Below are 12,474 nucleotides of genomic sequence, written 5' to 3' on the forward strand. Positions count from 1 at the left end.
TTTATTTTTGAGAATTCAATGTTTTAAGGTAAGATTTAGGTGTGTGCGAAGTGAATTTTTGAAAAGCGCGATAAAAAGTTGTTTTAGATTTAAAACCAGAATCTTGTGCTAGAGCCAATAAAGTAAACTGACCGCTAGAGTCAGTATCTAATTTATTTTTCACTTCTTCTATTCGATATTTATTAACAAAATCGTTAAAAGACACTTTAAAATCAGTATTAATGATCTTAGATACAACTCCCGTAGTCGTATCTAAATCTTCTGCCAAAATACGCAAAGAGAGATCCGGATTAAGAAACATTTTCTTAACCTCCATCGCTTCTATAATTTTATTAGAAATCGCATTATCAATTACAGGGTAATTACTTACTATAAATTTTGAATAAGAGGCATACCCAATTACTGATATAACATACACTATTATAGAGTAATATATTTTAATAAGAATAGTAAATGAAATTCCCAATAATTCATCCAAAGGGCTTCCTTTCCAATAACCATAAACTTCTCCTATTACAATGGAAACAAGATCTAAAATAGCACCCGCCATTAAGAAAAAGAATAAATACTTTAACCATTTATAAAACTGCAACTGGTTCTTAGAAAGCCTATAGTTCTTAGCTTTATTTATTAATTGATAGGCAAACCAAGTATAGATTAAAAGCATTAACAACAAGGAAACATCATGCACATATTTAATTTGAAAATAATAAAAAGTTAAAGCCACAGTGCCCTTTGCTTCTAAAGAATGATTAATAGTATTAATCCATAATATGATACTATAAATCCAAAATGCGAAAGGAAAAACAAGATGTTTTAGGTCTGGTATACCTATTTTAAAATCTGAAACAAAAACCGATTTAACATACAAAAACAAAAGAGGAAATATAAAAATAGAAAGACGTACAGGTAAAAACATCAGGTTAGGATTATTTTGAATTATTCCTGAATTACCTAAAAATGTAGGCAAAATTGACAATCCTAATACTCCTAAAATCGAAATCAATAACTTATTTTGAATTTGCTTCCTATTTCTTGTTATAAGTATAAGAAGAATCATTACTACACTTTGAAAAATCCCAAAAAGTAAAAGTACACTTGTTAGTGTCAAATTCATTATCGTATGTAATTGTTATAATTTATTGAACTTTACGCAATTCTTTAAGAACATCTCTACTATGGACTGTGTCGTATATTATCGTAAGTTTCTCTATCTTATTTTCTGAATTTAGCTCAATAATATCCACAACCTTAAATTGTACATTTTCACCAGTCTTTAATTTCCAATCATAATCAAAAAGTAAAGAAATTCTATTTGATTGTTTCTCAAAAAATAATCCATCAAATGTTAATATAGATTCAGTAGTATCTGCAGCTAAAGCTTTATAAAAATCTTTTGCAGGCCTAGTACCATACAATGGTGATATTACAAGACCATCGTCTGTAAATAAATCAACTACCCTGTCTATCTCGCCTTTTTCTAAAAAAGAAAGATATTTTTTAGCTACTTGTTCCTTCATTTTCCAATTTAATTATATTGCACCTCTAAGCTACAAAGCTTAGAGGTACAATTTGATTATTTTTTTTTTACAAATATCGCTCTTCAATAACCTCAAAATGATGTACTTGATGACCTAAAAGAATATAACCTGCTGCTCTTGCACTCATTGGACTACCACTAGCTTCTCCGATCATTCCTAACATTTCGTCTGTAAAACTTCTAAATAAAGCAATAGAACTATTACGCATAGCTTCAAAATCAGATAGTATATCTTCTTTACTATAATTGTTAGCATTTGAATACGGTACATAGTTATCCTGATCAAATCCAACAATTGGTGTTTTGTCATTTCTAGCAAAACGCAGTGCACGATACGAGAAAATACGTTCGGTATCAATTAAATGTTGCAACACTTCTGCAACTGACCATTTGTCATCTGCATAAGCATATGACCATTTTTCTAAGGGAATAGCATTAACAAAATCTGTAAATTCTTTTTTACCACTTTGCAGGCCTTCTACAATATCAGCATGTGATGCTTTTGATATGTAAGTACCATAATACGGATTGTATTCTCCTTCTTTTACTTGAGATAACATAAGACAAACTATAATAAAAGTTATTGTAATTAAAAATGAGGTAGGAATTTAACAATTCCTACCTCATTACATTATACTCTTAACAGTACTTTATAATTCTCTTCTTTATGCAGAATTACGACTTGCATTTATATTTCCGAATAATGAGCGTGTTACCATTTTCTCATAAACCTCCAATTCATCAACGTCTACATTTCCTCCTCTTTGGATTTCTTGAATTTTCTTGAGCGCATATTGCTGTATCGTAAGTAATGGCAAAACAATATTTTCTCTAATATCAATCGACGCTTTTCCTGCCGGTTCATTTTGCATTAGCTCAGAATAACCAGTCAACTTAAACAACAATCGTTTTGTCAAAAGGTATTCATCATGAATAATATCCCAAAATGCTCCATATTGCTCATCTTCTTTCATATAAGCGGTTAACTCAAAGAATGATTTTGTAAGACTCATCATACTATTACCAACTAAAGTTCTAAAAAACGGAGAACCTTTGTAAAGTGATATTACTTTATCAAATTCGCCTTTATCTTCATATACCTTTAGAGCTGTTCCTACTCCATAAAATCCAGGAACATTTTGTTTTAACTGACTCCAACTACCCACAAAAGGTATTGCACGTAGATCTCCAAAATCTAGAGTTGCACTTTTACTTCTTTTTGAAGGTCTACTTCCGATATTCGCTTTACCATAGTATTTTAAAGTACTCATATGTTCTAAATACGGTAGAAACTTTGGGTGATTTTTAAAGTCTACATAAGCTTGGTAACTTGTATCTGCCAAGTTCTGCATTGTTTCCTTATTCTCTGCAGAAAACAAATTACCCTCATTATTAGTCAATTCGTTTTCTACACCAGCTCCCAGCAACTGTTCTAAGTTATACTGACAGGAATCTAAAGTTCCAAAATTTGAACTAATAGTTTGCCCTTGTACTGTTAATTGAATTTCTTCATCTTCTACTGTTGGGCCAAGAGAGGCATAGAATTGATTTGTATTTCCTCCTCCTCTTGCCGGTGGTCCTCCTCTACCATCAAAGAACACAACTTTTACATCATATTTTCTAGAAACCTCTGTTAGTGCTTCTTTAGCTTTAAAAATCCCCCAATTTGCCATTAAATATCCACCATCTTTAGTTCCGTCAGAGAATCCAAGCATAATGGTTTGTTTCATCCCACGACGCTTAAGATGTGCCATGTAGACAGGACTACTATACAGTGATTCCATTACTTGATGCGCTACTTGTAAATCAGGTACAGTTTCAAAAAGCGGAATAACATCTACAGTAGGTAACTCCCAATCACAAAGTCTAATTAGAGCAAAAGTTTCCATAACGTTAAGCTCATTTCCGTTATTACTAATAATATAACGGTTTGCAGCACGTTCACCATTCTTTTCCTGAATAGTTTTTATCGCATAAATAGATTCTAATGTAGCTCTAGTAATATCTTCTTCAAAAACCGAAGGGTCTAATTTACCGTTTGCTTTTGATAATATTTCAATTTGTTCTTGATCGGATAAAGACTCATAATTTTCAGGAAAAATATTTAATCCTAAAGCAATACTCTTTCTAACTACATCGGTCAATACTTTATGATGAATTCTTGAGTCTTGACGTATATCAAGAGTAGCAAAATGAAAACCAAAGATTTTTACCTTATTAATCAAATTTTGCAATTCTTCTAAAAACAAAGATTGGTGTTCTGCAATCAATTCTTCTTTTACCTCTAATAAGCCATTCATTAACGTTTCAATTGATAATGGTTCTGCTGTTTTTGCGTAGTAAAAGTTGTCATATAATGCCGTCTCTAAGACTCCTATTTTTTCTTGAAGGTTTCCGAAAGTAATCCTTCTCTTAAGATTTCTAATATCCCTGTAATAGTTGATCAAAACAGTTTTACGTAATCTTTTTGCAACTTTAAGAGTAGTTTCTGTGGTTACAAATGGATTTCCATCACGATCTCCTCCTGGCCAAAACCCTAAATTGATCAAATCATTCTCCATATCCTCACCTTCAAAGATATTTTGTTGAATATAATTGTAAATAGTACCTGCAGAGTGATAAAATACATTTTCTAAATACCAAATCAAACTTACAGCTTCATCATATGGTGTTGGTTTTTCCTTTTTAAAGAATGCGGTTTTACCTAATTGAGCCAATAATTTTTTAATTCTTGCAGAATCATTACCTCGAATTGCTTTATCTAAATCATGAATAATCCCAAGAACAGTTCCTGGATAAAATTGTGTGGGATGCGCCGTTAATGTGGGACGAATTTTAAATCGTCGAAGATATTCTTTAAGTTCTTCTAATTGTCCCTTTGCTTGTGCTTCTTCTTTTATACTTCTTAATGTCCCTCTACCATCCATATTATTTACAACTGGAAAAGCGGCATCTTCTATAGCATCAAACAATACTACTTGACGCTCGATGTATTGTATAAACCTAAACAATAAATCATGTTTTTCTTTCTCAGAAGGATTGTCCTGATACAGGTTAAAAAAGTTTTCTACAATCTCTGTTGGATTTTTGTGGGCATCATAGCCTTTTTCACATACTTCGCTAAATAGTGGCAAAAGTACACCTGTATTTGTAATAGTGTCAAACGGCAAAGTCATGAATATACTATTATAGATCTGATACTTTGCCAGAACATTTTCATTAAAACGTTCTATTTTTGGAATTCTAGCCATTTTTGTGGTGGTAATTGTGGTTTGTGGTTATATTTAAATACATATTACAAGAAATAATATAGCTATCAATTCTTTGTTTGTATTTCTTAAACTTAAAAAAACCCTCTAAGAAACTTTCTTAAAGGGTTTATATTATATCAATAGATACCCTTTACATATCCTGAAAAATAGAATGCATTAAGCGTTTTTTATCATTAATACTTTCTTCTAAAGAAATCATAGTTTCTGTACGATATACTCCATCGATATCATCTAACATAAAAATAATTTCTTTTGCATGATTAGTATCTTTTGCTCTTACTTTACAGAAAATATTAAATTTTCCAGTAGTAATATGAGCAACAGTTACATAAGGTATTTCATTAATTCTTTGTAACACAAACTTAGTTTGCGAAGTATTTTGTAGATATATACCTACATAAGCTATAAATGAATATCCTAATTTTCTGTAATCCAATGTTAATGAAGAGCCTTCAATAATTCCTGCTTCTTCCATTTTTTTAACTCGTACATGCACGGTACCTGCAGAAATCAATAATTTCTTTGCAATATCCGTAAAAGGAGTACGCGTATTTTCAATCAACATATCCAAAATTTGGTGATCTACTTCGTCTAATTTAAATTTTGCCATAGTAATTCATATTATTTTTCCCGATTATTTACATTGCAAAAATAACAGAAAAATAAAGTTTTCATACATTTTATTTCATCTTTTTATCGATTCTATTGAGAATAATTCAGAATCTAAGTAAAATTTTAACAAGTCAATCTCTGGAACTATCTCTACTCTAAGGTTTTCGTTACGTATTGTTCTCTTTTCACCCTTAATTTCTCTGTGTCCGTAAAATTTTCGTAAGTTTTCAATTTTAACAATCTTTGGTACGAATTTCACATTATTTTCAGATAATTTCTCAGTATACTGTACCGCTATATCTACATTCTTGTCTTTTAAAATAACGTCTCTTATAATAACGTCATAGAAGCATTTTCCATTCTCAGGAATCAAAAAATATGCTTTATACTGGTCTCCTGTTATATGATCATAAGTAATGCAATGTAAAGAAATCATTAAAGCATAGAAAATGTATGCTCTAGTCTCTTCTCGGTCATAATCGTTGGGATAATGCCCAGCCTCAAATAAAATAGTTGGTATTCCTATAGACTCTAATGTATCTCCAACACAATTAATATTAAAACCATCATCATATCGTCCTACTTGATCAGGTATACACTCTTGTAACACCGTATTCATTTTGGCTATCACTTGCATCGCTATTTTTCTACTTAACGTTATTGAACGCTCTTTATCGCCTGCAGGGGATAAAAATGATACTGTTGCAGGTAAATTAGTTTCTCCTGCACTAAAAATAGTACGTTGACCATGAAGGTTAAAAGCGAAATCAGGCTTAATAGTAGTTATGAGTTCATGCAAAACAATACTTTCCTTTTGTGTTTTTGTCTGAGCATCTCTATTTAAGTCAACATTATTATAATTAAGTCTGGTATATGCCATTGCACCATCTGGACTTAATATAGGAACAATATATAGAGTACATTCTTTTAATACTGATGTAGCAAATTCGTTTGATGTATCTGTAAGAACATTTAAAAGATCAAAAACAGCTTTTGTAGTTGTACTTTCATTTCCATGCATCTGTGACCAAAACAAAAGTTTCTTGGATCCAGTACCTAATGTTATAAGATGAATAGGAGCATTATTTTCTGAAGTCCCTATTTGTTTTACGCTTGTTTTAGTTGATAATTTATCTAGTAAAGGAGTAATATGATGTAGGTTAATATAACGCCCAAATAAAGATGATTCTTTATGTTTATTAAACAAATTCTGTAATGTACTTATCTTCATAATGTATGTAGTCAAACAACAAAATTAGTATTGTTTATCCAGTATTCATAACAATAAAAGAATAAGTTACAAATGTAACACTAACTATAATTTACAAATGTAACTACGCTATATTTACATTTGTAAACATTCTGATTTATGGGTTTTGTTTCTAATTGTAAACAGCTTATAAACCCGAATTTCCAAATGTATCTAAATAAATATCAAGATGTTTATTGAATTATCTAATTAATATTCAATATGTTATAAATCAATTAGTTATATATAGTTATTTTAAGTTATAATTTACATTAAAACCTTCTTGATTTACATTTGTAAACCTATTGTTTTACATAAATTGTTTACATTTGTATTCAAGTTTTAATTAAACAATAGTTTACAATGGTAAACACTACAGACTTTGGAAAAAGAATCCAAAAAATAATGGATCACTATGCTGTATCAGCTTCTTCTTTTGCAGATTATATGGGTGTTGGTAGATCCTCTATTTCACATATTTTATCAGGAAGAAACAAACCAAGCTTAGATTTTGTTATGAAAATAACTGAAGCATATACTGATGTAGATTTACAATGGTTGCTTTATGGAAAAGGTGCGTTTCCAAAATCAGAAGAATCTATTATTGAACAAAAAGAACCGATTATAGAATCCCCTATACAACCAAAAACCTCTACTCTGTTAGATACATCTGATCAAGATTTATTTTCACAATCAGATGTTCCAGAAAAGGAAATATCAATAACCGAATCTCACATAGAACAAATTCCTAAGACTTCAGTAGGAGATACTACGATAGATCGCATTGTCATTTTTTATGTCGATGGAACTTTTAGTTCTTACCAAATGAAAAAAACTTAACAACTTTTTCTTATCTGGCTTTATACTCTCTGGAAATAAATTTATTTTCGTTCTCTAGTTAAATTATCATATGAAGCAAATTGCTTTTATAGGGCTCCTAAGCTTACTTTTTACAAGTTGTTATCAACAAGAACGTAATTGCACCGATTTTAAAACGGGGACATTTGAATTCGAAACTTATCTTAACGGAGAATTAGTCAAAACCACTTTTGTGCGCAATGATACTCTAGAAATAGACTATTTTCAAGGTAAAAGTGATACCTCAAGTATTCGGTGGATTAATCCATGTGAATATATCGTAAAAAAAATACATCCAAAAAATATGGCTGAAGAAAAGGCGATACATATGAAAATCTTATCAACCGATGATCAAACCTACACTTTTGAATACGGACTTGTAGGAGTAGCCAAAAATAAACAACGTGGAACCGCAAAAAAAATAAAATAATGTTTGAAATTTTCGCATCAGCAGATGCCTGGGTAGCTCTGCTAACATTAACTTTTCTAGAAATCGTTTTGGGTATCGATAATATCATATTTATTTCGATAGCATCCAGCAAGTTACCTCAAAATCAACAAAAAAAAGCTACTAACATAGGACTATTATTAGCCATGGTGATGCGTATTGTTTTACTTTTTGGTATATCATTACTTGTTGCTATGGAAGCTCCGTTTTGGCATATCAATTTGCCATGGATTGAGGCTGGTATCAGCGGACAAGCCCTAATCTTATTTGGAGGAGGTATTTTCCTCTTGTACAAAAGCGTACATGAAATTCATGAAAAAGTAGATGAAAAAGGTGAGGAAGAAAAAGAAATAGCAGCTAAGAGCTCTTCTACGCTCTCAAATGCTATCGTGCAAATTACATTAATTAATGTTGTTTTTTCTTTTGATTCTATACTTACTGCTGTTGGTATGACCAACGGTCTTAGTGAAAATCCAAATGATGCTTTAATATTAATGATTATTGCAGTTGTAGTCTCTGTATTAATTATGATGTTGTTTGCAACACCGGTAGGTCGTTTTGTGAATAAACATCCTTCTGTACAAATTTTAGGGTTATCTTTTTTGATCTTAATTGGGTTTATGTTAATCGCTGAAGCTGCACATCTTGCGCATTTACAAATATTTGATAGTGAAGCAGGTACAATACCTAAGGGGTACCTTTACTTTACCATAGCTTTTTCTTTATTTATTGAGTTTTTAAACTTTAAACTGCGTAAAAAAGGAAAGCTTAGTGGACAAAAAAATTAAAGCTCAACACATAAAATAGAACATAAAACAGAAAGTTACTTTTATAAGTAGCTTTCTGTTTTTTTTAAATAAAAATGTTACTTCCTAAAGTAACATTTTCTGTACCTAAAACATATACTAGTATAGTATTAACAGAAAAGATTCTAAATTATAAAAATGAAAAAGACCATTTTAACACTAATTAGCGCAACATTAAGTTTTTTAGGGAGCGCACAAATAACAGAATTACCAAATGGCAATGTTGGAATTGGTTATAATAATCCCGATTCTAAATTAAGAATTCAAGGTACCCATTCTCTTGCCAGGTTTAAAACGAATATCGATGGAAATTTTGAAATTCAAGCGACTAGATCAAATACTAACTCATTAATTACTAACCTATTATTATCTTCTCAAAATCATATAATTCTAAACCCAAATGTTTTGGGAACTACTGGAAATGTTGGAATTGGAACAAATGACCCTAGTGCTATTTTGGATATAGAAAAAAATCTAAACGGCAATACTATACTAGAAATTACCAATAAAAATAATGGAACATCTGCAAGAAGAGGTATTTCTATTGGAAATGGAACATCTGGAAATTCTGTTTATTTGTTATCTACATCTTCAAATTATAATCAAGTAAATAGTTGGTCTAATTCTGGTGTATTAGGTACTGATAGTCAATTGCTAAATGGATTAATACTTAGATCTTCAGTAGGCAAAATAAGGTTTCAACCAGGAGGAATAACGGATAGAATTGTTTTTACTGAGAACGGTAGTGTCGGGATAGGAACAACAAATCCTGAACATTTACTACAGCTTCATAGTTCGGTCAATCCAACCTTAGCTATTGGGAAATTAAATACAAATAATGGAGGGAAATCTTCTCTAAGTTTTTTTGCAGGAAATGGGACCGTAGCTAATGGATTTACTGTTCAATATAACAAGGATACTACTAATGACAAATTATCATTTTTAGATGGTGGTAACAAAGAAGTGTTTTCAATTTTAAAATCTACTTCTCCACAAATTAATATTGGAAAATTAAATGAAAATACACAAGGTAAATCTTCTTTAAGTTTTTACTCAGGTAATGGTTCTACTTCTAATAGTTTTTCTTTACAATATCATAAAACAACAAATACAGATAGATTATCCTTTATAGATGGTGGTAACATAGAAACTTTATCAATTATTAATGGAGGCTATATTGGCATAGGAACAATAAACCCTGGTTCATGGAAACTAGCCGTAAATGGTAAAATAAGAGCTAAAGAAATAAAGGTAGAAACCGGTTGGTCTGATTTTGTGTTTTATGATGACTATAAACTCCCCTCTTTATTAGATGTAGAAAATCATATTAAAGAAAAAGGACATCTTAAAGATATTCCTAGTGCTAAACAAGTAGCAAAAGATGGTATCTTTCTTGGGGAAATGGATAGTAAATTATTACAAAAAATAGAAGAGCTAACCTTATACACCATTCAACAAGAAAAGAAAATCAAAAAACTTGAAGAAGAAAATAAAGAATTAAAATCTTTATCCAACAGACTCACAGAAATAGAAAAAATACTAAATTCAAAAAAATAAGCCGATTAAAAAACATATCATGATCGTAAAAATTGCAGAAGGAAATTTAAAAACAAAATTTGGAGAATATCATGAAATGATGTTTTACGATGGGCAAAAGGAATCTTTTGCCCTCGTGATGGGTGATGTAAAAGATGAAAATGACATTTTATGTCGTGTACATTCCTCTTGCATATTTGGACATCATTTTAATAGTATCGAATGTGATTGTAGAGAGCAAATGGAAATCTCTCAACAACTTATACAAAAAGAAGGCAAAGGAATCGTTATTTGGTTAGACCAAGAGGGTAAAGGAAATGGGCATTATGCTTTGTTAAAAAGTGCAATCTATAAAAAACAAGGAGTTCCTCAAGCAGAGGCCTATGAAGCCGTTGGCTTTAAAAAAGACAATAGAGATTTTAGAAGTGCTGCTGATATTCTAAAAGAAATCGGAGTAAAATCAATTAAAATGCTCACAAACAATCCAAATAAAGTAAACACATTAACTGAACACGGTATTATTGTTACAGGAACACAACCTACGATACTCTAAATTTCAAGTAGGCCTTCTACTCTATTTGGTATAAATATTGTACTTATAGAGTACAAAGATTTTTATCTTTATACTTTAAATTATGTAAGATTGTATAAAAAAAACAGTCTATTTATATAATTATGATCATTTAAAACATCAAGCATAATGTATAGATTTTTAATCATAGCCTTGTTATTTACTTTTACAAGCACTACCCTTCAGGCACAAGAATGGACTACTAATTTTGAAAAAGCTAAAATTAATGCTGCTGAACAAAACCGAAATATTATACTTGTTTTTCAAGGCTCTGATTGGTGTGTTCCGTGTATAAAATTAGATCGAGAAATTTTTAATTCTGAAGAGTTTAAATCCTATTCAAAAGATCATTTTATTATGGTACAAGCAGATTTTCCAAGAAAAAAGAAAAATCAATTGGTTCCAGAGCTGCAAGAGCAAAATAATAAATTGGCCGAAAAATATAACAAGAATGGTTTTTTTCCTTTTGTAGTGGTTATGGATAAAAATGGGACTGTACTTGGCGAAACAGGATATAAAAAAACAACACCTTCAGCATACATTAAATTATTAGAATCTTTTAAAAGTTAATTATTGAGAGCTTATACAAGTATTGTTATATTCATTTTTTTGCATGTATTAGGGTCTGCACAGCAAACACACAAACGTACTCTTCTACTTATGGGAAGCCGTTTTGATATTACTGTAGTAGCTCAAGATACTATACAGGCTAATCAATATATAGATATAGCAGTAGCAGAGATTTCGAGAATAGAAAAACTTATTTCTTCCTGGGATCAAAGTTCTCAAACCTCATTAATCAATAAAAATGCAGGTATTCGACCTGTAAAAGTGGATCAAGAGTTATTTGATCTTATTAACCGATCTATAGGTATATCTAAACTTACCGACGGAGCTTTTGATATTACATATGCATCTATGGATAAAATTTGGAAGTTTGATGGCAGTATGACTAAAATGCCTACAGAAGAAAAAATTAAAGCTTCGGTAGCTAAAGTTGGATATCGACATGTTGTTTTGGATAAAGAAAACTCTACTGTTTTCTTGAATAAAAAAGGAATGAAAATTGGTTTTGGAGCAATCGGCAAAGGATATGCCGCTGATAAAGCAAAGGCATTACTCATTCAAAACAAAGTAAGCGCTGGTATTATTAACGCCTCTGGTGATATGAATACTTGGGGAAAACAACCTGATGGTAACGATTGGAAAGTCGCAATCACCAATCCTCTAAATAAAACAAAGGCTTTTGCGCTGCTACCCATTGTAAACGGTGCCGTAGTCACTTCTGGTAATTATGAAAAATTTGTATCTTTTAATACTAAAAGATATTCACACATTATAGACCCTCGAACGGGGTACCCTTCTAGTGGTATTATAAGTGTGACAGTTTTTGCTCCAAAAGCAGAATTAGCCGATGCCCTAGCTACATCAATATTTGTAATGGGAAAAGAAGTTGGTATGAATAGAATAAATCAATTGGCACAGATAGAATGTATAATTATTAGTGATAAAGGAGATATTTATACATCTGATCATATACAAATTGATAATAATTAGTAATTTAGAATTTTAAATTAAACCC

Annotated in this window: 13 protein-coding genes; 7 read left to right on the forward strand and 6 right to left on the reverse strand. The window is 30.8% G+C overall.

Annotated elements, in window-relative coordinates; genetic code table 11:
* Nucleotide 1: 1 nt before the first annotated feature.
* The 6 genes from D1816_RS05640 to D1816_RS05665 all read right to left on the reverse strand — a co-directional run bounded on the left by D1816_RS05640 (nt 2) and on the right by D1816_RS05665 (nt 6,655).
* Entirely contained in the window at nt 2–1,117 is a 1,116-nt protein-coding gene (locus D1816_RS05640) for an AraC family transcriptional regulator (protein WP_118501499.1), read from the reverse strand.
* Nucleotides 1,118–1,139: 22 nt separating this feature from the next.
* Nucleotides 1,140–1,520, reverse strand: a complete 381-nt coding sequence (locus D1816_RS05645; protein ID WP_118501501.1) for a nuclear transport factor 2 family protein — start codon at nt 1,518–1,520, stop codon at nt 1,140–1,142.
* Nucleotides 1,521–1,587: 67 nt separating this feature from the next.
* Nucleotides 1,588–2,100 carry a DinB family protein gene (locus D1816_RS05650; protein ID WP_118501503.1) on the reverse strand — a complete coding sequence of 171 codons (513 nt, stop codon included), beginning with the start codon at nt 2,098–2,100 and terminating at the stop codon, nt 1,588–1,590.
* A gap of 105 nt (nt 2,101–2,205) precedes the next feature.
* Entirely contained in the window at nt 2,206–4,791 is a 2,586-nt protein-coding gene (locus D1816_RS05655) for a phosphoenolpyruvate carboxylase (RefSeq protein WP_066309349.1), read from the reverse strand.
* A gap of 151 nt (nt 4,792–4,942) precedes the next feature.
* Complete coding sequence (locus D1816_RS05660) at nt 4,943–5,422, reverse strand: Lrp/AsnC family transcriptional regulator (RefSeq protein ID WP_066309347.1); 480 nt, start codon at nt 5,420–5,422, stop codon at nt 4,943–4,945.
* 75 nt (nt 5,423–5,497) lie between these two features.
* On the reverse strand, nt 5,498–6,655 hold the full coding sequence (locus D1816_RS05665) for a M14 family zinc carboxypeptidase (RefSeq protein WP_118501505.1): 1,158 nt from the start codon (nt 6,653–6,655) through the stop codon (nt 5,498–5,500).
* A 381-nt stretch (nt 6,656–7,036) separates the two neighbouring features.
* Here D1816_RS05665 and D1816_RS05670 point away from each other — a divergent pair, with 381 nt between their 5' ends.
* The 7 genes from D1816_RS05670 to D1816_RS05700 all read left to right on the forward strand — a co-directional run bounded on the left by D1816_RS05670 (nt 7,037) and on the right by D1816_RS05700 (nt 12,449).
* Entirely contained in the window at nt 7,037–7,513 is a 477-nt protein-coding gene (locus D1816_RS05670) for a helix-turn-helix domain-containing protein (RefSeq protein WP_066309343.1), read from the forward strand.
* Nucleotides 7,514–7,583: 70 nt separating this feature from the next.
* Nucleotides 7,584–7,961 (forward strand): DNA topoisomerase IV, encoded by a 378-nt coding sequence (locus D1816_RS05675; RefSeq protein WP_066309340.1) that lies wholly within the window; start codon nt 7,584–7,586, stop codon nt 7,959–7,961.
* Nucleotides 7,961–8,767, forward strand: coding sequence for a TerC family protein (locus tag D1816_RS05680; RefSeq protein WP_118501507.1), 807 nt, complete (start codon nt 7,961–7,963; stop codon nt 8,765–8,767). Before D1816_RS05675 ends, D1816_RS05680 begins: the two co-directional genes overlap by 1 nt.
* A gap of 156 nt (nt 8,768–8,923) precedes the next feature.
* Nucleotides 8,924–10,342: a hypothetical protein gene (locus D1816_RS05685; RefSeq protein ID WP_118501509.1), complete on the forward strand. Its 1,419-nt coding sequence runs from the start codon at nt 8,924–8,926 to the stop codon at nt 10,340–10,342.
* A gap of 19 nt (nt 10,343–10,361) precedes the next feature.
* Nucleotides 10,362–10,874, forward strand: coding sequence for a GTP cyclohydrolase II RibA (gene ribA, locus D1816_RS05690; protein WP_066309335.1), 513 nt, complete (start codon nt 10,362–10,364; stop codon nt 10,872–10,874).
* A gap of 147 nt (nt 10,875–11,021) precedes the next feature.
* The gene (locus D1816_RS05695; protein ID WP_118501511.1) at nt 11,022–11,462 is read left to right on the forward strand and encodes a thioredoxin family protein; all 441 of its coding nucleotides are present in this window, start codon (nt 11,022–11,024) and stop codon (nt 11,460–11,462) included.
* Between the two features lie 90 nt (nt 11,463–11,552).
* Entirely contained in the window at nt 11,553–12,449 is an 897-nt protein-coding gene (locus D1816_RS05700) for an FAD:protein FMN transferase (protein ID WP_082832332.1), read from the forward strand.
* Nucleotides 12,450–12,474 lie beyond the last annotated feature (25 nt).

Origin of the sequence: Aquimarina sp. AD10 (genome assembly GCF_003443715.1) — a bacterium.
Classification (GTDB): Bacteria; Bacteroidota; Bacteroidia; order Flavobacteriales; family Flavobacteriaceae; genus Aquimarina; species Aquimarina aggregata.

Bases quoted from the DNA above. Each gene is read 5' to 3' on its own strand.
- D1816_RS05640 (WP_118501499.1), bottom strand. From the start codon at position 1,117: ATGAATTTGACACTAACAAGTGTACTTTTACTTTTTGGGATTTTTCAA.
- D1816_RS05645 (WP_118501501.1), bottom strand. From the start codon at position 1,520: ATGAAGGAACAAGTAGCTAAAAAATATCTTTCTTTTTTAGAAAAAGGC.
- D1816_RS05650 (WP_118501503.1), bottom strand. From the start codon at position 2,100: ATGTTATCTCAAGTAAAAGAAGGAGAATACAATCCGTATTATGGTACT.
- D1816_RS05655 (WP_066309349.1), bottom strand. From the start codon at position 4,791: ATGGCTAGAATTCCAAAAATAGAACGTTTTAATGAAAATGTTCTGGCA.
- D1816_RS05660 (WP_066309347.1), bottom strand. From the start codon at position 5,422: ATGGCAAAATTTAAATTAGACGAAGTAGATCACCAAATTTTGGATATG.
- D1816_RS05665 (WP_118501505.1), bottom strand. From the start codon at position 6,655: ATGAAGATAAGTACATTACAGAATTTGTTTAATAAACATAAAGAATCA.
- D1816_RS05670 (WP_066309343.1), top strand. From the start codon at position 7,037: ATGGTAAACACTACAGACTTTGGAAAAAGAATCCAAAAAATAATGGAT.
- D1816_RS05675 (WP_066309340.1), top strand. From the start codon at position 7,584: ATGAAGCAAATTGCTTTTATAGGGCTCCTAAGCTTACTTTTTACAAGT.
- D1816_RS05680 (WP_118501507.1), top strand. From the start codon at position 7,961: ATGTTTGAAATTTTCGCATCAGCAGATGCCTGGGTAGCTCTGCTAACA.
- D1816_RS05685 (WP_118501509.1), top strand. From the start codon at position 8,924: ATGAAAAAGACCATTTTAACACTAATTAGCGCAACATTAAGTTTTTTA.
- ribA (WP_066309335.1), top strand. From the start codon at position 10,362: ATGATCGTAAAAATTGCAGAAGGAAATTTAAAAACAAAATTTGGAGAA.
- D1816_RS05695 (WP_118501511.1), top strand. From the start codon at position 11,022: ATGTATAGATTTTTAATCATAGCCTTGTTATTTACTTTTACAAGCACT.
- D1816_RS05700 (WP_082832332.1), top strand. From the start codon at position 11,553: ATGGGAAGCCGTTTTGATATTACTGTAGTAGCTCAAGATACTATACAG.